This is a genomic window from Bradyrhizobium sp. YCK136 (assembly GCF_044570075.1).
GTDB classification, from domain to species: domain Bacteria; phylum Pseudomonadota; class Alphaproteobacteria; order Rhizobiales; family Xanthobacteraceae; genus Bradyrhizobium; species Bradyrhizobium diazoefficiens.
The window spans coordinates 8,600,782-8,623,439 of the sequence record NZ_CP172424.1; the positions used below are offsets into that span (position 1 = coordinate 8,600,782).

Annotated in this window: 23 protein-coding genes and 2 pseudogenes; 11 read left to right on the forward strand and 14 right to left on the reverse strand. The window is 63.7% G+C overall.

The genetic code is table 11. The features are described 5' to 3' along the window. Positions 1–2 precede the first annotated feature (2 nt). Together ACFLEY_RS41535 and ACFLEY_RS41540 are read right to left on the reverse strand one after the other, a co-directional pair. Positions 3–584, reverse strand: a complete 582-nt coding sequence (locus ACFLEY_RS41535) for an anti-phage-associated DUF3780 domain-containing protein (protein ID WP_060910204.1) — start codon at positions 582–584, stop codon at positions 3–5. After that, entirely contained in the window at positions 581–3,070 is a 2,490-nt protein-coding gene (locus ACFLEY_RS41540; protein WP_309142164.1) for a DUF499 domain-containing protein, read from the reverse strand. Before ACFLEY_RS41540 ends, ACFLEY_RS41535 begins: the two co-directional genes overlap by 4 nt. A 773-nt stretch (positions 3,071–3,843) precedes the next feature. Between ACFLEY_RS41540 and ACFLEY_RS41545 the strand changes: the two genes are divergently transcribed. From ACFLEY_RS41545 to ACFLEY_RS41560, 4 genes are all read left to right on the forward strand, one after another. Beyond that, a complete protein-coding gene (locus ACFLEY_RS41545) occupies positions 3,844–4,293 on the forward strand; it encodes a hypothetical protein (RefSeq protein WP_060910203.1) in 450 nt (149 codons plus the stop codon). A gap of 81 nt (positions 4,294–4,374) precedes the next feature. Continuing rightward, a complete protein-coding gene (locus ACFLEY_RS41550) occupies positions 4,375–5,403 on the forward strand; it encodes an IS110 family transposase (protein WP_060908347.1) in 1,029 nt (342 codons plus the stop codon). A 314-nt stretch (positions 5,404–5,717) separates the two neighbouring features. Further along, a complete protein-coding gene (locus tag ACFLEY_RS41555; protein WP_249163340.1) occupies positions 5,718–6,380 on the forward strand; it encodes an SOS response-associated peptidase family protein in 663 nt (220 codons plus the stop codon). Between the two features lie 65 nt (positions 6,381–6,445). Further along, complete coding sequence (locus ACFLEY_RS41560; RefSeq protein ID WP_060910202.1) at positions 6,446–8,602, forward strand: exonuclease domain-containing protein; 2,157 nt, start codon at positions 6,446–6,448, stop codon at positions 8,600–8,602. Positions 8,603–8,814: 212 nt separating this feature from the next. Here the strand turns inward: ACFLEY_RS41560 and ACFLEY_RS41565 are convergent, their stop codons facing one another. Beyond that, entirely contained in the window at positions 8,815–10,506 is a 1,692-nt protein-coding gene (locus ACFLEY_RS41565) for a recombinase family protein (protein ID WP_211434688.1), read from the reverse strand. A 241-nt stretch (positions 10,507–10,747) separates the two neighbouring features. Here ACFLEY_RS41565 and ACFLEY_RS41570 point away from each other — a divergent pair, with 241 nt between their 5' ends. From ACFLEY_RS41570 to ACFLEY_RS41580, 3 genes are all read left to right on the forward strand, one after another. Beyond that, the gene (locus ACFLEY_RS41570) at positions 10,748–11,014 is read left to right on the forward strand and encodes a hypothetical protein (protein ID WP_060912874.1); all 267 of its coding nucleotides are present in this window, start codon (positions 10,748–10,750) and stop codon (positions 11,012–11,014) included. A 394-nt stretch (positions 11,015–11,408) separates the two neighbouring features. Continuing rightward, positions 11,409–11,636 carry a hypothetical protein gene (locus ACFLEY_RS41575; RefSeq protein WP_396604419.1) on the forward strand — a complete coding sequence of 76 codons (228 nt, stop codon included), beginning with the start codon at positions 11,409–11,411 and terminating at the stop codon, positions 11,634–11,636. 414 nt (positions 11,637–12,050) lie between these two features. Then, a complete protein-coding gene (locus ACFLEY_RS41580) occupies positions 12,051–12,332 on the forward strand; it encodes a hypothetical protein (protein WP_060910197.1) in 282 nt (93 codons plus the stop codon). A gap of 53 nt (positions 12,333–12,385) precedes the next feature. On the opposite strand, the gene ACFLEY_RS41585 is transcribed toward ACFLEY_RS41580, so the two are convergent. Both ACFLEY_RS41585 and ACFLEY_RS41590 read right to left on the reverse strand, forming a co-directional pair. Beyond that, positions 12,386–12,634: a hypothetical protein gene (locus ACFLEY_RS41585; RefSeq protein ID WP_060910196.1), complete on the reverse strand. Its 249-nt coding sequence runs from the start codon at positions 12,632–12,634 to the stop codon at positions 12,386–12,388. A gap of 55 nt (positions 12,635–12,689) precedes the next feature. Continuing rightward, positions 12,690–13,613 carry a Ku protein gene (locus tag ACFLEY_RS41590; protein ID WP_060910195.1) on the reverse strand — a complete coding sequence of 308 codons (924 nt, stop codon included), beginning with the start codon at positions 13,611–13,613 and terminating at the stop codon, positions 12,690–12,692. Positions 13,614–13,823: 210 nt separating this feature from the next. On the opposite strand from ACFLEY_RS41590, the gene ACFLEY_RS41595 reads away from it, so the two are divergent. Then, positions 13,824–14,012 carry a hypothetical protein gene (locus ACFLEY_RS41595; RefSeq protein WP_249163339.1) on the forward strand — a complete coding sequence of 63 codons (189 nt, stop codon included), beginning with the start codon at positions 13,824–13,826 and terminating at the stop codon, positions 14,010–14,012. Continuing rightward, a complete protein-coding gene (locus ACFLEY_RS41600) occupies positions 14,005–14,253 on the forward strand; it encodes a hypothetical protein (protein WP_060910193.1) in 249 nt (82 codons plus the stop codon). The genes ACFLEY_RS41595 and ACFLEY_RS41600 overlap by 8 nt, the downstream gene beginning before the upstream one ends. Positions 14,254–14,260: 7 nt before the next feature. On the opposite strand, the gene ACFLEY_RS41605 is transcribed toward ACFLEY_RS41600, so the two are convergent. The 7 genes and pseudogenes from ACFLEY_RS41605 to ACFLEY_RS41635 form a co-directional block, all read right to left on the reverse strand. Beyond that, positions 14,261–15,448 carry a PHB depolymerase family esterase gene (locus ACFLEY_RS41605; protein ID WP_060912873.1) on the reverse strand — a complete coding sequence of 396 codons (1,188 nt, stop codon included), beginning with the start codon at positions 15,446–15,448 and terminating at the stop codon, positions 14,261–14,263. A 5-nt stretch (positions 15,449–15,453) separates the two neighbouring features. Next, complete coding sequence (locus ACFLEY_RS41610) at positions 15,454–15,873, reverse strand: CopG family transcriptional regulator (protein ID WP_028150805.1); 420 nt, start codon at positions 15,871–15,873, stop codon at positions 15,454–15,456. Positions 15,874–15,963: 90 nt separating this feature from the next. After that, positions 15,964–17,076, reverse strand: a complete 1,113-nt coding sequence (locus tag ACFLEY_RS41615; protein WP_060910192.1) for a glycosyltransferase family 4 protein — start codon at positions 17,074–17,076, stop codon at positions 15,964–15,966. An 806-nt stretch (positions 17,077–17,882) separates the two neighbouring features. Beyond that, a pseudogene (locus ACFLEY_RS41620) lies at positions 17,883–18,258 on the reverse strand (response regulator). Positions 18,259–18,332: 74 nt separating this feature from the next. Next, positions 18,333–18,695: a PRC-barrel domain-containing protein gene (locus tag ACFLEY_RS41625; RefSeq protein ID WP_060910190.1), complete on the reverse strand. Its 363-nt coding sequence runs from the start codon at positions 18,693–18,695 to the stop codon at positions 18,333–18,335. A gap of 463 nt (positions 18,696–19,158) precedes the next feature. Beyond that, entirely contained in the window at positions 19,159–19,626 is a 468-nt protein-coding gene (locus tag ACFLEY_RS41630) for a hypothetical protein (RefSeq protein ID WP_060910189.1), read from the reverse strand. A 124-nt stretch (positions 19,627–19,750) separates the two neighbouring features. Next, a complete protein-coding gene (locus ACFLEY_RS41635; protein WP_060910188.1) occupies positions 19,751–19,978 on the reverse strand; it encodes a hypothetical protein in 228 nt (75 codons plus the stop codon). A 257-nt stretch (positions 19,979–20,235) separates the two neighbouring features. Between ACFLEY_RS41635 and ACFLEY_RS41640 the strand changes: the two genes are divergently transcribed. Next, entirely contained in the window at positions 20,236–20,799 is a 564-nt protein-coding gene (locus ACFLEY_RS41640) for a protein-L-isoaspartate(D-aspartate) O-methyltransferase (protein WP_060910187.1), read from the forward strand. A gap of 117 nt (positions 20,800–20,916) precedes the next feature. Here the strand turns inward: ACFLEY_RS41640 and ACFLEY_RS41645 are convergent, their stop codons facing one another. Continuing rightward, positions 20,917–21,108: a CsbD family protein gene (locus tag ACFLEY_RS41645; protein ID WP_060912872.1), complete on the reverse strand. Its 192-nt coding sequence runs from the start codon at positions 21,106–21,108 to the stop codon at positions 20,917–20,919. A 357-nt stretch (positions 21,109–21,465) separates the two neighbouring features. On the opposite strand from ACFLEY_RS41645, the pseudogene ACFLEY_RS41650 reads away from it, so the two are divergent. Next, positions 21,466–22,363, forward strand: a pseudogene (locus ACFLEY_RS41650) (3'-5' exonuclease). A gap of 6 nt (positions 22,364–22,369) precedes the next feature. Here the strand turns inward: ACFLEY_RS41650 and ACFLEY_RS41655 are convergent. Continuing rightward, positions 22,370–22,555 (reverse strand): DUF3606 domain-containing protein, encoded by a 186-nt coding sequence (locus ACFLEY_RS41655; RefSeq protein WP_060910186.1) that lies wholly within the window; start codon positions 22,553–22,555, stop codon positions 22,370–22,372. Positions 22,556–22,658 lie beyond the last annotated feature (103 nt).

Here is a 22,658-nt window from a genome sequence, read left to right on the forward strand (position 1 = left end):
CTTCACTTGACGCGCTCGAACAGCGGGAGCGTGGGGCGGTCCTCTGGACGGCGAGGGTTCTTGGCGCGGATGGCTCCGACCTCCTCGCCCGTCGGGTTCTCGGTCATGGCGATGCGGATCGCCTTGCGCCAGCCGACGTCCACATCGTCGGAGGTGCCGGTCACCGAGGCCGCCATGGCGAACAGCCACCAACGCTCCTCGGGCTTGAGCGCGCTCCAGTTGCGGATCGCGTTGGGGATCGCCTCCTTCGGTGCCGCCTCGACGGCCCAGAGCAGGACGCACAGCTCGCGCCCGAGCAGACGCTCGACCTGGTTCTTGCCGCTCTTCCAGCGGCTGGTGGTGAGCTTCTTCTCTTTGAGGCGCTCGTTGAGCACGCGCTCGAGCTCCTTGCGGACGGCATTCCAGTGATCATGAGGCAGCTTGCAGCGAACGACGGCGTCAGGGAGACCGTTGGTGCCGCCGGCCAGGCCGAAGTGCTCGGTGACCACCACAGGATTGGCGCGCGCGGCCGGGATCTCCACCACGAAGTGGTGGGGATCGATGTCATTGGGCACGCCGAAGCCTGTGGTCTTGCGATCGTTCACTGCTGTTCGACCTCGTTGGGTTGCACGTCCCAGCCGACCGCGGCGATGAACTCCTCCATCTCGCGTCCGGTCGAGAACTGCACTTCCGAGAACCCGACCTCTACCTCGGCCAGCTCGTTGGCGAGCGCTGCGCGGCCGGCGCTGAGAAAGCCTTCCAGGATCTCCGCCGAGAGCTCCGTCTTCGGCCCGAAGCGGGTCGTGGCGTTGACGTCGCCCTGACCGACCGTGGCCGAAAGGCTGCCGCGGACCTTGCCGTGGGCGACTTTCAGCGCATTGATGACGATGAAGACGTCCTTGGTCGAGGCGATCTTCTGACGCTTCTTGATCACCACCGGCCTGTCCGGATCGATCTGGACCTCGCCGCCCTTCACCGGCCGGATGGTGAAGGTCTTCTGGGTCTCCACGCCGGCGTCTTCGGCGTAGGCGTAGATCTTCACTTCGTCGCTGCCGTTGATAGGGATCGGCCCCGTGTAGGGCTTCCCCTCGCGCGGGTTGGTGCCGTCGGTATTCCAGCGGATGTTGCCCCGCGGCTTGACCGTCAGCGCGACGCTGCGCTTACCCATGACTTCCTTCGGCTCATAGGTCAGGGTCAGCGTGTTGGTCCACTTCACCGGCTCGCCGGTTTCGTGCTTGCCGTCCGGATCCACGGCGACGAACCAGAGCACGGTTTCGTCACGGTCCGTGATCAGGTCGGGGACGATGGGCGACTTGCCGGAGACATCGGACGTAGGCGCAAAGTGGATCTTGCCGTTGGGGCCGGCGTCGGTCGCCGTTAGCTCGATGGTCGCGGTGCCCGTCTGTTCGTCGTAGTTGCGCGTGAGGACCTTCACCGAGGTCTTGGCGGCCGGAAACGGTCCCTTCTCGATGTAGCCGTCGCCGTTGTCGCGCCACTGCCCGTTGGCGAGCGCCGCCCGCTTGATCTCGTCGAGTCCGCGCAGCGGCAGCCACGGCCAGCGCACGTTGATCGCGCGCTCCTCCACGTCCTTCCAACGCGTCTTGCGCTCCGTCGTGCCCCAGAGCTGGTCCTCAGCCCTGGTCCGAAGCCCGGACAGCGTCTGCTCGGCCGTGAGGTCAAGAATGAGCTTGGAGGCGCCGGTGGCGCTCAAGGCCTCCTCGACGGCGGCTTCGCCGTCGATCGTGGCGGGACCGCCATCCTTGCTGCGGCGTTCGACCAGCTTGAGCGCCGCGTAAGCGAGCCCATCGACGCCGCCCTTCGGCAGCCTGGCCGGATAGTAGACGCGGTTGAAGAGGTTGATCAGCGACGAATTGAACTCGAACTCGGCCGTCTCGGCCTCCTCCTCGAGCTCGGCAAGGTTCGGCGAGCGCTCGCCGCCGTCCTCCTGCATGACCTTGGCAGTCGCCCAGATGCGGCGCACCTTGTCCTCGAGCTTGGCCAGATCGGTGCCGTCGCCCGTCACTACGCAGAAGTTGTTCTTTTCGGCGATGGCGTTGAACAGACGCTCCGCCTCCTCGGGCGGGACGCGCTTGTCGGGGCTGAGAACGAGCAGGATGCGGTCGCCGTTAGTCTTGATGTCTTCGACCTTCGGCAACGGCAGCACCGTCGAGTACGCATTCCGTCGCTTGGCCTCGAACACCATCGTCAGCCGGCGCTCCATCTCGTCGTCGATCTTCGGCTGGGGCGCGGTGGTCGCGTACTTCTCGATCTTCTTCTTGAGGTTCTCGTTCTTGGAGAAGTACCAGGCATCGTTCTCCTTGCGATGCAGGTACCAGCACTCGATGCGCAGCTTCTCGAAAGCCTCGTCGAATTCGATCGGCGAACGGTGCGGTGCGACGAGGTTCTGAACGACTTCCGCCTTGGCGAGCCCCTTGACGGCGTCGTTCGCTTCCGAAAGCGACGCCATGAGGACGAGGCGTGCCACCTGGCTGGCCGAGTCGTTGTCCATCTGGTCGTCGATGGTCTGCGCGTGCGCCCGCTCGGCGCCGGTGCCGGCGATGTCGTGTGCGATGGCGCCCGACAGGTCGTAGACATTGGTGATCGCGTCGCGCACGTCCGGATTGGACAAGTCGATGTGCTGACAACCGACCAGGAACACGTCGTTCATGGGCCTTGCGAGCGCCGACTTCACCATGAGTGCGGCCATCGTCATCAGGCCGCGGGTCTGGCGGAAGCGCTCGTTTTCTTTGAACAGCGCCAGGATGTGCTTGAACGACGGATGGAAGGGATAGCTGGCGGCGATCTCGTCGGCGATCTGGGTCGCGGACTTTGCGACGGCCTTGGACTTCACGGCGTCGGAGATCGCATCGGAGAATGCCGTCGCGACGGCATCGACGGTCATGGAGTTCGGCTGCGCGCTCAAGAGGCGCGTCCGGAGAATACTGTAGATCTCGTCAGAGCCCAGTTCGACCGGAGTGATACCCTTGGCCTGGCGGCCGGTCTCGTTCTGCAGGTCGCGGGTCGCCTTGGCGACCATCGCGGTGATGTCCTTCGTCGCGCCTTCGTAGGCACCGGACAGGTTCGAGATCACGATGCAGAGCCGCGGCAGCTTCTCCCGGCCTTTCGCTTTTCCGCCATTACCCTACCCGCGCGTGGTGCGCTCCCGGGAATCGTCCCATGGGTTGCGGGGCACAGCAAGGCTTTGGGTCCGGCGCACAGCATTTTTCCCCCGCAATCGGCGCCATTTTATCAGTCCCAAAACAGAACATCCCTCTGAAATAGCAGCAATTTCCTCACGAATTAGCTGGGCGGCTGTTAGGCCAACTCAACCACAAGCTCGGCTGGCTGCGGATCGTGGGCCGCAGCGCCACGTAGGACGACGCGCCGCCTCATGAGGTTAGGCACAGGCTGGTCGAAAGGGTGGACGAGGAATTTCTCACGCCGCCTATCGACTCTCATGTTCCTGTTATGTTCTGTGTCGATAACTGACCGACTCGCGAGCTTGCCATGCCGACACCCAAGCAGACGGACACGATGGCCGCCGCCGTCGGTAGAAGGCACCTGCGAAGCTCGGACCGGGACCGAACGACGACCTCCCGCCCGAGTACATCCTAAACGACGCTGGCGCCGACCATGGCCGATCGAGTCCTTCTGCACGCCGCCGCCCGCAGCGGCTGAGCCAGATTCCCCAGCACGTGCTGCGGGTCGATTGCCGGCGCTGCTGCAGGACTATTGAGATCCAGCGGGCGGATGCCGTCCGGCTGTACGGTCCAGACGCAGTCTGGAAGGAGGTCGGTCAGCGGCTGGGAAACACGTGCTCGCAGCGGACTGGCTGCTGGCCGTCGTTCAAGTGATCGCGCCCGGATGGCGCCGAAGCACCACCCGACCCCGCTTAGCGGCGGCGACCGAAAGGCGCTGCAGAAGGAGCTCGGCCGCGCCCGCGCGATGACGACGATCCTTGCGGCGCAGTCCGCTGAGGCTCGGGCCAAGGGAGAGGCCTTGATCCGCCAGGCCGACAAGCTCCTGTGCGAGTCTGTCAACGAACGCTTGTGGTCGGATGGTGGGCCTCTCGATCCGTCCCCGACCTTCGACCAAGCCGTCAACGGTGGCTATCCCTGGCTCGAAATCGAATGTTCGCGGTGCAAGACCAAGCGGGACGTCGACTTGGCCGCGCTGCCCCATCCGCCGACAACCTTCGTCCATGACTTGGCGAGCCGACTTCGCTGCAGCAAATGCGCCAAGGCTAATCGCCGGCCTGCTGCCACGCTGCTACAGTTGGCGCAGCGCCCTCGCCAGGCCGCTCCGGAGACCTGACGATGTGCTGGTGTGGACGGCCTCTCATCCCCACGGTTCTATGGCGCTGTCAGCGTCACAACTAGATGAGAGGAAAGTCTGATGAATCTTCCTGTTCGCATCGGTATGGACACTTCCAAGTCGGTTTTCCAGCTTCATGGTGTTGATGAGAATGAGGTGGTGGTGGTCCGCCGCCAGTTCCGGCGAGCCGAGATGATCCGCTACTTCGAGCGGCTTCCACCGGTTCTCGTCGCCATCGAGTCCTGCGGCAGCTCGCATCATTGGGCGCGCCTGCTGCAGTCGTTCGGTCACGAGGTGAAGCTGATCCCCCCTCAGTACGTGAAGGCTTACGTGAAGCGCGGCAAGAACGACGCGGCCGATGCCGAAGCGCTGTGCGAGGCGGTCACCCGGCCGAGTATGCGGTTTGTACCGATCAAATCGAGGGAACGGCAGGCGGCCTGCATGTTAATGACTGTGCGGGAACGCCTGGTCAGCGTGAAGTCGCAGCTTTCCAATGCTTTCAGGAGCTATGCGGCTGAATTTGGCATCGTCGGCCCCGCCGGTCGGCAGAATGTCGCGCAACTCATCAAACGGGTACTCGAGGATGACAGCTTGCCGGAAATGGCAAAGGATCTCTTCCGACTCCAAGCAGAGGAATATGCCGCGGTCGAAGCCCGCCTGGCAAAGATCGAAGCCAAGCTGATGAGGTGGCACCGCGACGATGATGTCAGCAGGCGGATCGCGACGATTCCCGGCGTCGGTCCGATTGGGTCGTCCATGCTAAGCATGAAAGCGCCGCCGCCCGAGACCTTCAGATCGGGTCGCGACTTTGCGGCGTGGCTCGGGCTGACACCTAAGGATCATTCAACTGGCGGCCGGCAAAGGCTTGGCGGCATTACAAAGGCTGGAGATTCTATACTGCGATCGACGTTGATCGTCGGTGCGACCGCACTGCTGAGGCATATTCGAAAGGGCCGTCATAAGCCCACACCATGGCTCGCTTCGCTGCTCGAGCGAAAGCCGCCAAAGTTGGTCGCGGTGGCCTTGGCCAACAAGTTTGCCCGCATCGCTTGGCGCTTGATGATATCGGGCGGCGTGTACAAGCAGCCGGTAGCCGTCATGCCGACTTGATCTGAAATCGGCCCGCGAGCAGGTTGCTCGGCGGATTGCCCACGAACTTGCAGGACGCAGTAGATGGAAGGACCGATCGGTCGATACGCGCGAGCTTCCGAAGATTACACTGGCAACAAGAATGTCGCCCATGTGCTTGGAGCGCGCGTAGCGAACACCATCTCGGCCAGCGGGCTTTGTCCGCGCAAACAGGCCGGACATCTGATAGCAAGCGATCTGGCCAAAAGTCTGCTACAATCCTGACAAGTGGGGGGCAAGCCGCCATCAGCGCGCTGTTCCGCGTCGTGAACCGATACGTCGGCAATCTGGCGCCGATGCCGGGCGTCTTTCCGGACTATAAGGCGCCGATCGTGCGCAATGGCGCTGATGGCCGGGAGCTCGCGACCGGGCGCTGGGGCATGCCGTCGTCGTCGAAGGCGCTCATGGACGCAACGAAGAAGCGGGCCGAGAAGCTGCAAGCCAAGGGCAAGGAGGTGGATTTCAAGGAATTGCTCCGGATGGAACCCGACGGGGGCACGACCAACATCCGCAACGTGAAAAGCAAACACTGGACGAGATGGTTGGGTCCGGAGCACCGCTGCGTGGTGCCGTTCAACAGCTTCAGCGAATTCAACAAGGCTGAGGGCGGAGACATCTGGTTCGCGCTCGACGAGACCCGTCCGCTCGCCTGTTTCGCCGGCATCTGGACCAATTGGACGTCGGTGCGGAAGGTCAAGGAAGGCGAGACCACCAACGACCTGTACGCGTTCCTGACGACGGAGCCGAATGCCGAGGTCGGCACCATACACCCGAAAGCGATGCCGGTAATCTTGACGACGCCCGAAGAGGTCGAGACTTGGATGACAGCGCCGGCCGAGGAAGCCCTGAAGCTGCAGCGGCCGCTACCGGACGGGACGTTGAAGATCGTTGCTCGGGGCGTGAAGACGCTGCGCCCGCGACCACCGAAGTCCGCGGCTCGGGCCACCTGTAGCGCCTAGCCGCTTGACTCAGAGGACCGCCCTCGAACAAAAATAGAACAAACGATTCTGCCCCGAAGGTTCGCTTGGCCAAACTGCCCCAACTGCCCGTCTATTATTATCTCGACCACTTCGCGGAAATGCTGGGGTTCGTGCAGCGGACGTACGCCTCCGTGCTTGGTCCAGAGCATCACGCCTTCATAGCGCGTTTCGAGGGCCTTCCGAGAGACGCGCGATGCCTGCTGGTCCGGATGATCAACAGGCGCGGTGCCATATTCAACCGATCCTTGTTCAGCTACCCAGAGATCGATGACGTCGAGCGTGCGGCATCCGATCTGACCACGGCCGGTCACGCACGGGAGCTCGGCGAGGCGGACTATGCGGCCTTCGTCTCATGCCTGCCAAAGGACATCCTCGTCACCGGAGCGCAGGCGGCCGGGCGAGGAGACGTCCGCAAATCCTGGTCCAAGCCGAAGTTCATCGATTATTATCTACAAAGCATCCCTTTTTCGGTGGCCGCCCAGCACTGTGGCGCGCGCAACTTCATCGCGCTCGACGGGACGCGTCCGATCGAGTTCCTGCTCTACCTGTATTTCGGCAAGACCGAGATAGATCTGAAAAACTTCGCGCTGCGCGATTTGGGCATCCTGCGCACCAACCGCGAGACCTCGTTCAGCGCGCGCTTCACGGATGCTGAAGAGGCGCTCGCCTCGTTCCATTACAGCCGGGTCCTGGACAGCCTGGAGGACGGATCGGAGGCTGTTCACAGGCGGGCCGCTATCGACGTGCTGGCAGGTCCTGCCTGCACAACCGAGTTCGCCGCCGATCTCCGCAGCCGAGCCGCGCATCAAACTGGGCTTTTCTTCGAGAAAGTGGGCGAGAGCGAGCTCGCCCGGCAGCTCTATCGTGCCGGGCCTTCCCCCAACTGCAACGAGCGCTTGGTTCGCCTGCTCTACAATACCGGCGACAAGGCAGAGGCGGAAGCGCTGCTCCAGCGGATGATCGATGATCCCGCCAGCGACGAAGAACACCTTTTCGCCACCGACTTCTACGCGCGCAAGTTCGGCGGACAGCGCACAGGTCTCCACACCGAACTTTTGCGGTCCGGCCGCACGATCACCGTAGACGACACTTATCGCGGCAATCCTGAAGCGGGCGTTGCCGGTGTGCTTCGGCGCGAGGGCACCAAGGTTTTCTTCACCGAGAACGTGCTCTGGCACACCCTGTTCGGCTTACTCTTCTGGGACGAGCTCTTCGAGAGCACCCGGATGCCCAGCGGGTTCGATTGGCTGCCTCATTGCCTGAAGGACCGCAGCTTCAGTCGGCTTTTCGCCGCGACAATCGACGAGAAGCTGGCGGCCATCGCGTCCGGATCCGCCCTCCCGTTGATCCTCCGCACCGTCGCAGCGAGATGGGGGCGCCCGAACGGGATCTTCAGCTGGGATCACGTGCAAGTGGAGGCGCTGCGCGCCCTGCTCGAAGGATCCGATACGGCCGGCATCGCCAGCATTGTCCGCGGCATGTGCGACGATTTCCGCGGGATGCGAGACGGCTTCCCCGACCTCATGTTGGTCCAGGACGGCAAGGCGTCCTTCATGGAGGTCAAGGCGGAAGGCGATGTGATCCGCCGCAACCAACTGACCCGCCTCCGTCAGCTCGGCGACGCCGGCATTGTGGTCGAGATCGGTCGGGTCGACTACCGCTTCGACCCCGAGCAGGATTACGTCGTGGTCGACATCGAGACCACCGGCTCATGGTCGAACGGCGACCGCATCACCGAGATCGGCGCTGTGAAGATCCGCAACCACCGGGTCGTGGACGAGTGGCACTCTCTCCTCAACCCGCAGCGTTCCATTCCGGCAAAGATTGTCCAGCTGACCGGCATCACGAACGAAATGGTTCGGGACGCGCCTTTGTTCGCCGAAGTCGCGGATTCCTTCATGCAGTTCATGGCCGACGGCATCTTCGTCGCCCATAACGTCAGCTTCGACTACGGTTTCATCACCTACGAATTCGAGCGGATTGGGCGGCGCTTCAGATTTCCGAAGCTCTGCACGTGTGCCGGGATGCGGCGGCGCTATCCGGGACACAAGTCCTACGGACTGGGGAAGCTCTGCGAGATTTACGGCATATCGCTTGCCACCCACCACCGCGCCCTATGCGACGCGCGGGCCTCGGCGCAATTGTTGAATCTCATCAATCAGAAGCGGAGTGAGGAGAGATTTATCGGCGAAGCCGCCTAGCGGTTCGAGCCGATCGGGTGGCTTGGAAACGGCTCCAGAGAATTCCGATAAGACGAAATCTGTCTTGCTCCGTCGGGCAAAACAGTGGTTCATAAGGCGCTGGTCCTAGCGAGACGAAGGAGCCAGCCCGATGGCGAATGACGTGGACACCTCCTCGGAATTGTCCAAGATCGCGAAACTGAACGGTGACTTCCGAAGGAATTACGGCACTCTCATCGGTGCGATTTTGTACGTCCGCACCGTGAGCGCCGCCCGCCGAAGCCCTTGGCTTTGGGCTGGCCTGATCTCGATCGCTTTTTCGGCGGTGCTGAGCTGGTTGGGGCGGCACGGGTGGTTTTTGCCAGCGTTGCTTTGATGGCCGCGAACAGTGCCCCCCTTTCCCGGTAAAGCGCCCCGCGATGGCGACGAAGGGAGCCTGATGCGAGCCAGACGTAGCGTCCCGACCTCAACGAGGCAGGCAGTAGAACGTAATCCTCGATCTCGCGATTTGCCGCATCCAACCGCATCACGGCAAGCAGGCCCGATGAAATCTGCCTTCGATAGGCCTTCCATTGCGCAGCGTGATCCTCTCCCCGTCGCGCCAGCCGTCGCGCGACGAGAAACGAAACTACCCGCCTGCCTTCGACATCGACGCCGATCCCGTCCGGAGCGAGCTCCGGCCGAAGACCAAGGTCGTTTCGCAACACCCCCGCGAGCTCGGTTGCGTGCCTCGCCTGTTCGGCAGCCCAAAACTCCCGGGTGTCGATCCAGTCGCAGTCGCGCGGCGACTCGTATCCGATCAGCGCATACGCCTTCCGCAGCGATCCGAAATGCTTCACGTACGCCGAGACGTGATTGAGACCGAGCGTCATATTGATGATGCGCGAGTTGAGCTTTCCGCGCCGGCGCAGCGTAAGGCGCAGGCGCAACAACATCTCATTTTCGGGGATCTCCACGCGCCGTTCGGCCAGCAGTTTCTGGGCGCGTGCGAAGATGCCGGGGTCCACGATAGGCTCGATCTGCGCAGCGCCTCGGACCCAGGTGTGATCCGGATTCTTGACCAGCTTCTGCCCCAACCGTCGCGAGGTGCGATTGTAGACGGTCTTACCGATGTAGTTCTCGTTCGCCAGGATGGTGGGGATCATACCGTCGGTCCAAGGGCGGCCATTGTGATTGGCGATTCCTGCGTCGTTCAGGTGTCGCCTGATGTCGCTGTACGATCTTCGGCCATTGACGAACTGATCGAAAATGGACCGGATCACGGCCGCCTCCTCGGCGGAGCCGTGCTGCAGACGAACGCGATCCGATTGCAATGCCTTGAACTGGCCTTTTGCGAGGAACGCTTTCGGATGCTCGCTTTCGTCGACCATCAAGCGTCGAAGGCCGTACCCCACAGGAGCGCCGACCCGGTAACCGAGGCTCGCGACCCGGCAGTGTCCAGCGTGCACCTTGACCGAAAGCTCGCGGCTCCACTCCGCGGCCATACCGCGCTTTAGGTTCTTGGCGATTCCGGAGACGAAGCTGCCGTCGTTCTTGAAGAGCTCCGCGCAGTATTCGACTTGCACGCCGCTCCGCTTGCAAAGGAATTCGTAGTAGGCGCTCTCGTCGACATCCTGGAACCGACCCCACCGACTGACGTCGTAGACGAGGATGTGGTCGAAGTCGGCCTGTCCCGACTGAACGTCCTCGATCAGTTCGATGAGACCAGGCCGCCCCTTGATCCGGAGGCCGCTGCGGCCCTCGTCCGCGTAGGTGCGAACGATGGTAAGATCGTTCGTCTCGGCATAGGCGGCGATGGCCGCCATCTGGTTCTTGATCGAGTAGCGCTGGAGCTCCCTGGACATCCGGACGTATTGCGCAGCGCGACGCGTCCGGGTCCGCCTCGCCAGGCTTGTCCCCTTCGGAACAACGAGCCAGTTTCCCATGTACCCCTCCTGCTACTTCAGAGGTACCGACGCCCGCGAATACACCTTTCGCGTTTGGAATGACAAGGTTCAAACAGGAGGCGGCCACGCCCTCGGGCCGCTACTGCGCCTATGCCCTTGTGCACAGCGCCGCGGAACACGGGGACAAGCCCCGGCCCTACCGATTGCGAATCCCTGTCCTGTGCTACCCGCCGGGAACGACGAGGCGGCGGAAGGATTCGCCCTCGCAGGAGCGATCTCGATGCTGATGTTCAAGGAAAGACGGCCGGCGATCCGCACGCTGCGCGGCTGGGCCATCGCCGTGCTGCAAGAAGCCGGCGCCATCCGCGAGTGCGAGGAGCACGGCTGGATGCAGGACCGCGCCGACCCGCACGCCCGCGAGCGGGCTTTCGACATCGCTCGTCAAAACCCGCCGGCCGGCGTGTCCGCCAGCGAGGCGGTCAAGGAAATCCGGGACGTCATGGATTCGATCGGCGACGCCTGTCCGGAGTGCAAGGAGGAGAATTAGCAGCCCCGCGGACCGAACGGTTCGATGGCGCGGGGCGGCTGAGTTCGACCCAGGCCTGCGCCAGATGGATCCAGCGCTGCGCTCCGCGCCATCGGTGCGCACGGCCTCCTTCATCGCCGCTTCCGCTTGCCGCTGAGGATCGAAATCGTTGTCCATGCCGCCGGCTATCGTAGCAGGCCGGCGTAAACGATAGATGGCAGCCGCCCCGTAGGAATCCCGTCCGACAGGACCGTAGGTATTGCTGCCCGTGCGGGGCTCATCCCGACCTGCCACTGAACCGTAGCCTTGGGACGGCCGAAAAGCGCATAGTGGTTCCCGTGTCGGAACAAAAAAAGCCGTAGCATCAGCATCCGACAGACAGCTTGCCCTCCCGCCGAAAGGAAAGGAGCGGTCCATGAAGGACATGCATGCCCATCTGGAGAAGCTGCAGATTCAGCTTGCCGAATGCGAGATGATCCGAGACCTCGCCACCGATCCAAAGAAGAGAGAGCTGTTCAGCAAGCTTGCCGAACATTTCAGGGCCTTGGCCGGAGAGATCGAGAAGGCGATGGCCGAGCGGATGTCGCCCACCTTCCTCGGACGCAAGACCCACGAACCCTTCCCAAGCGAGGAAGAGCCCTAGCAACGAAATACGGATCGAGCAGCAATGCCTCGGGAAATCGCCATAGCCCTCTGCTCGTTGGCCGCGGCCTGCATACTCGCGTTCGGCCTCGCAGCGATCGTTTCGTCCCACTAGGTCCGCGCCCTACGCGAGGCCCCGATCGATCTGGTCGATGGTCTTCGCGATCGACGCGGAGGGTCTGCAAGGTGGCGGCTTTCTCAGGAACGCGACTGAGACAAAGGGCAGCGCGGTTGTCCGTTGCGCCACGTCAATGTGCTGCTTCCGCAACGTCTTAGTTTTGAGGTGTAGCCGAACAACTTGGTGTCGGGCTGCTGAGGCTACGGCGGACCCGGAGCTCCGGGAGCTTCGGGTCCGCCCGCCTCCGCTGACGTCGACCGCCCGGCTTCGCGAGGCAGCTTCGGCAGGAGAGCCGACATGTCCGCCAACGTCGATCCCGACGACCTGAGCGACGTGGTGCGCTATGCGCTCGAGACCACCCGCGCAACGATGGCGTGCCCTTTCCACGACGACGTGATCATCCGGGTCGGAGATGACGCTGCCGAGAGTCACGCATTCGAACGCGCCAAAAGGATCGTGAAGACCGACCTGACCACGTGGGATAGCGTAGCCCTCAGGCATGAAATGGGGCGCCAGCTCGCCGCAGCGGCAGACGGCGAATGTCCGCGATGCGCACAACGAACTGTCCCCGATCGTTGAGCCGAAGCCAGCCAGGCTTAGTCCCCGCGCTGCGGCGCGACCGCCCACTTCTGCTATCGTCGCCGGGCCACCAGAACTCCCAGCAAGAATGCCACGGACAGCGCCAGCAGCGGCGCCTCTCGCGCCAAGCTGCGCAACTCATCCGAAAAAGCTACCGCAGGAGTTTGCGCATCGCGCGCTTTCGCGCCGCCTCTCATTGCGTCGGAGACACTGGGCATCGCTTGCGATGCATTCTCGATGGCGTCCTGATCGCTCGGAAGACCGGAGGCTTCCGTCATTGCAGAGGCTTCCCTCATATCCATGCGATCCTCCCATTCGTTCGTGATGGCAATCGTCCCAGACGACGGAGTGGAGGCGTTAGGCCGACTTCCGCTGGGACCTGGCCGCCGGCTTCTTCGCCGCCGCCTCCTTCGGCTTCTTGCCCTCGATAGGCATCAGCATTTCCTTCTGCCCGGCGGATGCCTTGCGCCCCTTCTTGCCGGGCTTCTCGGCTTTCGCCGGCGCGGCCTCCTGACCCACGCTCCGCCGAAGCGCCTCCATCAGATCGACGACGTTGCCTGTGGTCGGCTTGGACTTCGGCGTGATCGGCTTGCCGGCCCGCTTCTGGTTGATGAGCTCGATCAGCGCGGTCTCATAGTGGTCCTCGAACTTCTCCGGGTCGAAGCGGCCGGCCTTTTGGTTGACGATGTGCTTCGCCAGATCGAGCATGTCCTTGGTGACCTTCACATCCTGAATCTCGTCGAAATATTCCTGCTCGCTGCGTACCTCATAAGGATAGCGTAGCAGCGTCCCGACCAGCCCTTTGTCCAATGGCTCCAGGCCAATGATGTGCTCGCGGTCGGTCAGCACCACCCGCCCGATCGCGACCTTGTTCATCTCTCGAATGGTCTCGCGGATAACCGCGAAGGCGTCGTGCCCGACCTTGCCGTCCGGCCGGATGTAATAGGGGCGGATCAGGTATCGCGGGTCGATGTCGGCCTTGTCGACGAACTCGTCGATCTCGATGGTGCGCGTCGACTCCAGCGCGATCTCCTCGAGCTCCTCCTTGGTCACCTCGATGAACTGACCCTTCTCAAGCTGGTAGCCCTTGACGATGTCCTCGTTGGGCACTTCGTCGCCGGTGTCGGCGTCCACCTTGAGATACTTGATCCGGTGGCCAGTCTGCCGGTTGAGCTGGTTGAAGCTGATCTTCTCGCTCTCCGACGTGGCCGGATAGAGCGCCACGGGGCAGGTGACGAGCGAGAGTCGCAGGAAACCTTTCCAGTTCGCGCGGGGGGCCATGGGTACGCAACGCTCCAGGGGTACGGGACACGGACTCAAGACGAACGGGGCGGCGCGGTTCCGACACCGCCACGGGCCGCCCACGGAATTCCGCCTGCCCCTGCAGCGGCGCCCGCGAAACAGAGCGCCGGCGCTTGACTCTCGTGAACAAAATGAGAACATAATCTGATAACCGCTACGCCCGAGCCCTCCAGACCGGCCACTTTCGACTTGGAGGCCGCCGCCGACCAGGCCATCGCGGCCTGCGGCGGAGACGCCCGGGAGGCGGTCAAGGCACTGCTCGTCGCCGTCGACTTTCTCGAGGCCGAGACCGACGAGCTCCGGACGAATGTGTCGAAAGGCTACGCCCGGGGACGGCTCCCAGGGGCGCGCGAACGCAAGGATGAGGCAGATGTCTGAAGTGACCTACTATGTCGCTCTGCCGTTCGTTTTCTCCGACGACGGCATGACCGCCGGCGAGGCGGCGGAATGCCTGAGCGCCAATGCCGCGGTGATGCGGGCCGAGGCGCTGGCGCGCAAGCCCGGACACGCCGGCGCCGTCGCGTTCAGCCGCAGCGGAGACCCCGCAACCGGGGACTTCGGCGACGCGAAGCTGATCCGGAAGTTCGGGGACGTGCCGGACGATCTGAGCGCCTTGTGAAGCCCGACTAACCCGGGAGCGAATGCTGAAGGAAGAAGCGCAGCATCTCCCTCGTCGCGTCCGGCCCGCGGGGATCGGTGTAGGAGCCGGCGGGACTGCCGCCCGACCAGGCGTGGCCGGCGCCGTGAACATTCCAATGCTCGGAGACGGCGCGCCCGTCCGCGTCGGCAAGGTTGGTGCGGGTGTAGGCGTGCCCATGGGGCACCCGTCCGTTGCTCACCTTCGCTTTCAAGCCTGCCGCCTTGGCGGACTGCTCGACAATCCGGTCGCCGTTGTTCGGATGCACCGTGGTGTCGCGGTCGCCATGGAAAACGATGGTCGGCACTGGCGGTCCACCAGCGGCAATTTTAGACCCGCCGCCCTGACGCATGGCGACGAACGCTGAGGGAAGATCGCTTGCCGCCCCGCAGGCGAGGCCGGAATGGATCCCGACGGCCGCGTACAGATCGGCGTGGGTCGCTGCCATGATGGCGGCGGCCGCCCCGCCGGCCGACAGACCTGCGACGTAGACCCGCTTCGGATCGATCGGATAGTCCAGCATGATTTGGCGAGTGATGCCTGCGATCAGCGAAGGCTCCCCGCCCTCCCGCTGCTGGTCGCCCGTGCGAAACCAATTCCAGCATTTCGCCTGGTTGGCTCCGCTGGGCTGCTCCGGATAGACCACGAAGCAATTCCGCTCTTCCGCCAGGAAATTCATCCGGGTGCCTGCCGCGAAGTCGTCCGGCGACTGGGTGCAACCGTGAAGCATGACCACCAGGGGAAGCGGTTTTTCCTGCGAGTGGCTTGGGACGAACAGCTTGTAGTTCCGGCTTCCATTCGCGTTGCGGAAGGTGCCGGCGATGAACCTCGTGCCTTCGGGTGCGATATCCGTCGTGGCAGGCGGAGCGCGGGTCATCGGACCACGCAGGTTGAGTCCGGGGAAGTCTTTCAAGCGATCGAACCGGGCGATGCTTTTGCGTTGCAAAGGAGCGGGAGAAACCCGGGTGGTTCGTCGGCTTTCCTTCTCCTCCACAACGTTGGCCTTCACGTCGATGGTCGGCGGCTCGAGCCGATCTGGCGCGACACGGGCAGTGCTGTCCGACGGCTCGGAGGCGCTCTCGCCGCGGAGCATGCGCTGCAGGAGCGCGGTGGCCTCGACCAGGTGGCCCGCACGTGTGAGGCGCGTAGCCTCGGAAATCATGTTCTGATTCAGCATCGCGTTCACCTAGTTCTGTCGGAGAGTGCGGCCTTGACCGCGGGAGTGGCGTGAAGGGCACCGAGCACCGAGACCGAAGCAATGGTGGCGCGGGCCAGCTCGGGGGTGACGTCCTGGGCGATGGTCGCGAGACCCAGCACGTTGATGTGCAGCATCTCGCCGGCGCGCCGCGCCGCTTCGAGATCCTCGCGGCTGTAGTTGCGCAGCCCCAAGTCCAGGCTCTTTCGGACCGTCGACTGCTTCACGACGTCCGCGTGGCGTTCGAGCTGGTTGCGGATGGCCGTCCGGATGAAATCCGTGCGGTTCGAATAGAACCCTTCCTGCACCATCAGATCGACCTGACCCAGATCGACATAGCCAAGGTTGATCGTGATCTTCTCGGTATCGGGGATCCGGGATCGCAGCTCGCGGACATTGTCGGCCATGAAAGCATCCATTTCTACCATCCAATGGGATGGCGCATGGATGTCAAATGGATGCTCCGGGGCCACTTTCAAGGGGCGGCTAAAAATCGATTAGCCGGGGGCCGGAAGTTCGTCGGCCGGCCTCGGCTCGCGCGGACGTTCGGCGTGCGGCGCCGCGAATGCCGCAGCCGGGTACGCGGCGCCAGAGATCAATCGGCGGTACGCGCTTTCATACTCGCGCGCCATTCGGTCCGCGGAGAAGCGTTCCTCGAAGCGGGCACGTACTTTTCGTCTGTCGAGCCGGCCCAGATCGCCCACGGCCCTGACAGCCTGCTCCTCGTTCTCGACGATGAAGCCCGTCACGCCGTCCTCGACGACCTCGGGCACGGAGCCGGAGCGGTAGGCGATCACTGGCGTCCCACAGGCCATCGCCTCGATCATGACGAGGCCGAAAGGCTCCGGCCAATCGATCGGAAACAGCAGGGCCGCGGCCTCGGCGAGGAACGGCTGCTTCTTCGCCTCGTCCACCTCGCCGACGAGCTGGACCGCCAGACCGTCGATGTGGGGCTCAAGTTGCTTCTTGAAGAAGACGGTCTCGCCGCGCGGAATCTTGGCGGCGATGCGCAAGGGCATTCCGGCGGCGCGCGCGATGCGGATGGCGTCCTGGGGCCCCTTTTCCGCGGTGAGGCGGCCGAGGAACGCCAGATAGGATCCCTGATCGAAAGACGGGCGAAAGTTGTTCGATGGCAGTCCGTGCGGGATCGTGGCGATCCAATTCGCCTCCGGCAATGGCAGACGCTGATGGTCCGATATCGACACGAAGCCGGCGCCGGGAAACTGCCGCAGCACATCGGAAAGGCCCGGCAGGTCGAGCCGGCCATGCATGGTGGTCACGAAGGGCACGCCGAGCCGGCTGAGCAGCGGAAGCGGCAGCCAGTCGATGTGCGCGTGGATCACGTCGAAGTCTTTCGCGCGCTTTGCGATCGCTTCCAGCAGCACGGCGCAGGCGGCATTTGGATCGGCGCCCTTTCGTCCGAGACGCAGCGCGCGCGGCCACACGGCATGAAGCTCGCCTTTCGTCCGGGAGTCGCCGCTCGCGAACAGCGTGACGTCGTGGCCGAGCTCGACGAGCTCATCCACCAGCCACGCCACGACCCGCTCCGTGCCGCCGTAGAGCTTAGGAGGGACGCTTTCCGCCAGGGGAGCAAGTTGAGCGATGCGCATCGATGCCGACCCTCTAGACCGAAAACATCGAACGGAAGAGCAGCACGGCGGCCGCGGAGGCGAGACGGCCAGCAACGTCCAATCCGGCCTGGCGCTGTCGACCGCAGCTCGCCTGACGAGCCCCTCCATCAGCCTCAACATTCGTCTTCGGGAAGGCGCTCAAGGTAAGCCAGGCCGAATCCCGTGAGTTCTTCGGCATCGCTCACACGCGCTTCCCATTTCCCTTGCAGATGACGCTCCAGCAGGTAGCGGCGGGTGTCGGCAGCATCGACGTCGCGATGCCTCGCCAAGGTAGAGGGACCAGACCGTATGTACCGCCGTGCGCAACGGGACGTCGTCGACCATGTTCGGCTCCGACGAGAACAGACCTCGCCGGATGCCAACTCGTCTCCGAAGATGAAGTTTCTACTTTTTCCCGAAAAGTCGGGTCCCCGTCGAGCCGAGTCAGCCCTTTCGATAGGATCGACAACCGGCCTCGGCGCCAGAGCCGGATTTTTATTAGCCGGCGGGCGGAGCGGGCTCTCCGCCCTTTTTTGGGCGGCGGGGTCGTGCAGCGGATCCTCCTCGCAGGCGGGGCAGACGTACCGCTCGCCGCCCCGGCCCGTCTCGTCGGGGACAAGCTTCATCGCCTTGCCATTTATCTCCAACCCCGACTTTCCGCGCCGCGTGGCCGAAGGCCTGCCGTTCATGCCAGACGACCAAGCGGCGTGGTTCGCGCAAGGACCAGAAGGGTATCTCGATTACCCGGCCATTGCGGACCGCCAAGCGCCGTTCATCCCAGTTGCGCGTACACCGCGAGCGCCGCGCTAGGCTCGGGTATCCAGTAGCTGCGACACGGCGGCAGCCAATTGCGCCGGTGCAAAGGGCTTCTCGATCAGGACGCTGCCGTCGACGCCCTGCGATTTCCAATCCGGGGCTGGCGCTCGTCATGTAGACCACCGGAAAGCCAGGCGTGATTTCCCTAATCCGCCGCGCCAGCTCCCAGCCCGTGATGCCATCACCCAGGTTGACGTCCGTCAGCAGCGCCCGGCATCCCTCGCAGCCATCGCAAAAGGTGGACAGGGCCGCCTCCCCCGAAGAGACCGAGCAGGCCTGGAAACCGCCGTCCGACAAGGCGTCTTCGATGAAGCTGCAGATCAGAGCTTCATCCTCCACGACCAGAACACGAACGGCATCAATCACTTTTCAAGCCTCCTCGGCGGATCGAGCGCCGTCTTGCGTAACGACGGTGGCGTTGGCCCGAGCGTCATGCCGCATCAAGCCACGGGCACCCCGTAGTAGGCGTTCACGGAGCGCGCCCTCGCCGGGTCGCTCCAATTCCATGCGCTCTCGTCGGCGTATTTTGGGGCGCCGCGAAGCTGGTCCTGGGTGATGCCCGTGACGTAGCCCCCGAGGTCGGTGTCGTACTTCAGCGCCTGCCAGGGCAGCGGATAATGATCGTCGCCAATGCCGAGCAGACCGCCGAAGCTGAGCACCGCGTACGACACCTTGCCGCTGACCTTGTCGATCATGACGCGCTCGATGTAGCCGACCTTCTGCCCGTCGGATCCGTACACATTCGTGCCCTCGACCTTGTCGCTTCCGATGAGACTGAAGGTCTCGCGATCTTCCATGGCCATGTTGACCTCCGTGTGTTGTCTTCCGGAGTCAACCGCACGACGGTGGCACCGTTCCTGACTGACGCTCTTGGCGGCGTTGTTCTCGCGGTCGTCACCGATCGACCGGACCGGATGACGCGGCCGCAGCGCCCGCCCTGCAAGGGCGGCCCAGATCTGAGGTTCCTGCGCGCGGCGGGATGGCGGACGGGACGCGAGCCTGCGCGACCGGAACGCAGTCCGGGGCGGCACCCTTGAGGCCTCAGCTTTGGAGGAACGATAATCGTCGTATCCCATTGAACCGTAGAGACCGTCGCCCGCCGTTGAACTACGGCGCCTGTCGCGGATAGCCAAAGGTTTCACGACCCGCTATTCAGAACTAGCGCTCGCGAGGATAGCCAAAGGCGGCGGCCTCTCCGGACTTCCGTGTACTCGAAGCTACGCGGCTAGGCGCTCGGCGCGGCCGCGCGAGGCTACCCCGCACGCCTTATCTGCCCCTCAGCGAGAGACTGATGCGCGTTACGATGTGGTCCCAGTCGCGCTCTTCGCTCGCCGGGTAGTTGATCAGGACGCAGTGAATCAATTCGCTCGAGAAGTTGCACCGGTTGTACCAGACCTTGTCGCCCTTGTAGCTGGACACCGCAAAGAACCGAGGCGTCGTTCGCTTGTACTGAATGCGCGCGGGCGGATGCTTCTTCGCGAGAAATGCAGCGGGTGAATCGTTCGCAACGTTGGGTGCGGCCTGTATCGTAAGGTCGGCTCGGCCGTCAGCCGTCCGAAATCGCTGTCCGTACCCGTCCGGACGGCCGGCTTCTTCGGTAAAGATCGAGGCCGGGAAATCCACCGAGGTACCCGTCTGCGGGATGGAATAGGTCGTCCATCTCACCGGTTGGGCCGAGACCGTGGAGCTCAAGGCGACCAGTCCGAGAACGAGCGCCGACACCATCCATTTCATCGCGTCTCCTCCCGGGAATCATGAAGACCCGACGAAGTCTCGCTTCGAACATCATGATGCCGACGTTCGGATCGGCCTCCGGCGCAAGGGCAGCGTCACGACGAACCGCCTCCGTTCCGGAAGGTCACTTCCGGCCCGACGGCGCCTGCGCATTCGAATCGTTCGGGGTCTTCTTATTCGCCTCATGATGGCCGATCACGCAGCCGGCGGCAGCGCCGAGCTTGCCGTGCCCTGCCATGTGGCCGGCGACGCCCCCGACGATGGCGCCCTTGATGCAACCTTTCGCGTCCGCACCGGAGGCCGAAGCCAGCGCTATTGCGGCCATCAATGCCGCCGTGAACATCCATTTCATGAGCGCTCTCCGGCTCGGTTTCTGCAAGATCAATTCGATCCGGACACGGTCGTTCCGCTGCGGACACGTTCCTGACTCAGCTCCGCGATTTCCCTCCTCGGCAGCGGAGCCGGCCTCGTCGGCGAGAGCCGCCACCCACCCCTCGAGTCAAGGAGCAAGTGGCTGGCCTCCGAGTTTCCCATCTGCTGGAGCGAAATCGTTCATGCATGGAGACGCCGTGCGCGCGGTCAAGGAGGTCCCGCTTCCTCCGCGACGCGATGGTCGACGTGCAGATTGCCAGCCGCGGCATCCGCAGCAGACGGGTCCTGCTGGCGATGCGGCAGGTCCCCCGCGAGATTTTCCTCGATCGGCGGTTCGCGGAAGCCGCGTATGATGACTGCGCCGTGCCGATCCCGAAAGGGCAGACCATCTCTCAGCCCTACATCGTCGCCAGGATGCTCGAGGCCGCCGCCATCGCCAAGTCGGACCGGATTCTAGAGATCGGCGCGGGTTCGGGTTATCTGGCGGCACTCGCCGCCAAGCTCGGGCGGGAGGTTTGCGCAATCGAGCGCCACGAGGCATTGGTACGACAGGCCCGATCGCGCCTTCGGCATCTCGGCTGCCGCAACGTGGATCTGCGTCAGGGCGACGGGACCGCAGGATGGCCGGATGGCGGCGACTTCGACGTGATCGTGGTGTCGGCCGCCGGCGCGCAGACGCCCGCGGCTCTCAAGGCTCAACTGGCTCCGTCGGGACGACTTCTCATCCCGCTCGGCGATCCTGACGGTGTGCAGTGGCTGACGAAGCTGACACGCGCCCCGGACGATCGTTTCGTCGAGTAAAGGATAGAGGTGATCCGCTTCGTTCCTCTGATCTCCGACTGAAAGCCCGCTTGCCGTCTCAATTGGCGCAAAAAGGCCGCCCGGAGGCGGCTAGTTTTTGATCTTCGCTTCTTCTGCTTACTTCTTGAGGGCGTCAGCGGCGTCCCGCGCTGCATCTTTCACGTCGCCCGCGGCGTTGTGGGCGGATCCCTTGGCCTTGTCGATCTTGCCTTCGGTTTCCATGTCCTTGTCGCCAGTGAGCTTGCCGGCACCTTCTTTGATGGCGCCTTTTGCCTTGTCGGCGGCGCCCTTCACATGTTCGCGGTCCATAATCGTATCCTTTGCTGTCCGGAAGATCAGCACAACGAAAGTGTTGCGCAGGGGTTCCTCGCAGAACAAAGCACGATGCTTTCAACGAACACTCTGACCGTGGCCCTTGGCCGAGCAAAGCTGGGGCGGTCGGCTATTGGCGGCAGGACCGGCCGCGCGGCCATGCCTGTCCCAATCGCCGGCCGCGCTGACGATCAGTCGCCGCTGCAACCACGAACGCAGACCGGCTGCCCGCTATCGAATCCACAATCGCCGAAAAGCCCGTGAATCGCTTGTTTTTCCGGTACCTCACTGTCGGCGCTGCGGATATTCTGCGTTCAGCCAGCCGACCGGTTCTGGCAGTCATTCCGAGCAGCGATGTTACAGGACACGACCGATCTGGTTGCCATGGCCGAGGCCTTGAGCCGGTCGCCCGACTACCGGATTCTGCGGCGTCTGGTCGCCAGACCCACGTACGTGCCGACGCTCGGGCAGGAGGTCAGGACCGGCGTTCTGCTCGACACCGAGACGACGGGGCTCGATCACGCTAAGGATGAGATCATCGAACTCGGCATGGTCAAATTCGACTACTCGGCCGATGGCCGCATCGTCGGCGTCCGTGATACGTTCTCGGCCTTCAATGAGCCCAGCGTGCCGATTTCCGCGGAGGTCACTGCACTCACCGGAATCACCCACGAGATGGTGGCGGGGCATCGGCTCGACCGATGCGGCCGTGACGGACTTCGTCGGCGACTCAGTCGTCACAATCGCTCATAACAGTGGTTTCGACCGGAGGTTCGTCGAACGTTACTGGCCGGTGTTCGAGCACAAGGCCTGGGCCTGCAGCGCGACCGAGATCGACTGGCGCGCTCACGGCTTCGCAGGCGCGCAGCTTGGCTATCTGCTGAACGGCGCCGGCTTCTTCCACCAGGCGCATCGCGCCGTCGACGACTGCCATGCCCTGCTGGAGGTCCTCGCCTTCGAATTGCCGACGACGGGCGCGCCGGCGCTCGCGCTACTGCTGGAGACCGCCCGCAAGCCGACGCTGCGGGTCTGGGCGGAGCAGACCGCGTTCGAGCTCAAGGACTCGCTGAAACGAAGGGGCTATCGCTGGAACGACGGCAGCGACGGGTGACCCAAGTCCTGGTTCATAGACGTCGACGAGACCGCTCTCGACGACGAGATCGCGTTCCTGCGGAGCCAGATCTACATGCAGGACGTCGAGCCAACCGTGCAGAGGCTGACCGAATTCACACGGTTCTCCGGCCGGGTCTGAGGCGGCCTAGCGGCCGAGACGCTTCTCGACCCGCTTGCGGCTGTTGCCGACCTTCTTGACGACTTTCTTCACGGCCGATGCCGAGCGACCGGTCTTCTTCGCTTCGTAGCGGACTTCGTAGTCCTGCCCCTTGGCGACGCGTGCCCGGTCCTGCTTGCGTCCACGCGCGGTCTTCTTCTTGGCTGCCGCCATCGGCTCCTCCTCTCGCGAACCTGATGACGATCCAACGCCGCAAGGATTCGCGGGTTCCGGAAACGAATCCCGCGGTCCCGGCTTTGAGTCCGCGAGTTGTTGC

Bases quoted from the DNA above. Each gene is read 5' to 3' on its own strand.
- ACFLEY_RS41565 (WP_211434688.1), bottom strand. From the start codon at position 10,506: ATGGGAAACTGGCTCGTTGTTCCGAAGGGGACAAGCCTGGCGAGGCGG.
- ACFLEY_RS41655 (WP_060910186.1), bottom strand. From the start codon at position 22,555: ATGGCGGCAGCCAAGAAGAAGACCGCGCGTGGACGCAAGCAGGACCGG.
- ACFLEY_RS41625 (WP_060910190.1), bottom strand. From the start codon at position 18,695: ATGGCCATGGAAGATCGCGAGACCTTCAGTCTCATCGGAAGCGACAAG.
- ACFLEY_RS41585 (WP_060910196.1), bottom strand. From the start codon at position 12,634: ATGGATATGAGGGAAGCCTCTGCAATGACGGAAGCCTCCGGTCTTCCG.
- ACFLEY_RS41615 (WP_060910192.1), bottom strand. From the start codon at position 17,076: ATGCGCATCGCTCAACTTGCTCCCCTGGCGGAAAGCGTCCCTCCTAAG.
- ACFLEY_RS41600 (WP_060910193.1), top strand. From the start codon at position 14,005: ATGTCTGAAGTGACCTACTATGTCGCTCTGCCGTTCGTTTTCTCCGAC.
- ACFLEY_RS41590 (WP_060910195.1), bottom strand. From the start codon at position 13,613: ATGGCCCCCCGCGCGAACTGGAAAGGTTTCCTGCGACTCTCGCTCGTC.
- ACFLEY_RS41570 (WP_060912874.1), top strand. From the start codon at position 10,748: ATGCTGATGTTCAAGGAAAGACGGCCGGCGATCCGCACGCTGCGCGGC.
- ACFLEY_RS41545 (WP_060910203.1), top strand. From the start codon at position 3,844: ATGGCGCCGAAGCACCACCCGACCCCGCTTAGCGGCGGCGACCGAAAG.
- ACFLEY_RS41645 (WP_060912872.1), bottom strand. From the start codon at position 21,108: ATGGACCGCGAACATGTGAAGGGCGCCGCCGACAAGGCAAAAGGCGCC.
- ACFLEY_RS41635 (WP_060910188.1), bottom strand. From the start codon at position 19,978: ATGAAATGGATGTTCACGGCGGCATTGATGGCCGCAATAGCGCTGGCT.
- ACFLEY_RS41555 (WP_249163340.1), top strand. From the start codon at position 5,718: ATGCCGGGCGTCTTTCCGGACTATAAGGCGCCGATCGTGCGCAATGGC.
- ACFLEY_RS41580 (WP_060910197.1), top strand. From the start codon at position 12,051: ATGTCCGCCAACGTCGATCCCGACGACCTGAGCGACGTGGTGCGCTAT.
- ACFLEY_RS41630 (WP_060910189.1), bottom strand. From the start codon at position 19,626: ATGAAATGGATGGTGTCGGCGCTCGTTCTCGGACTGGTCGCCTTGAGC.
- ACFLEY_RS41640 (WP_060910187.1), top strand. From the start codon at position 20,236: ATGGTCGACGTGCAGATTGCCAGCCGCGGCATCCGCAGCAGACGGGTC.
- ACFLEY_RS41550 (WP_060908347.1), top strand. From the start codon at position 4,375: ATGAATCTTCCTGTTCGCATCGGTATGGACACTTCCAAGTCGGTTTTC.
- ACFLEY_RS41610 (WP_028150805.1), bottom strand. From the start codon at position 15,873: ATGGCCGACAATGTCCGCGAGCTGCGATCCCGGATCCCCGATACCGAG.
- ACFLEY_RS41605 (WP_060912873.1), bottom strand. From the start codon at position 15,448: ATGCTGAATCAGAACATGATTTCCGAGGCTACGCGCCTCACACGTGCG.
- ACFLEY_RS41575 (WP_396604419.1), top strand. From the start codon at position 11,409: ATGAAGGACATGCATGCCCATCTGGAGAAGCTGCAGATTCAGCTTGCC.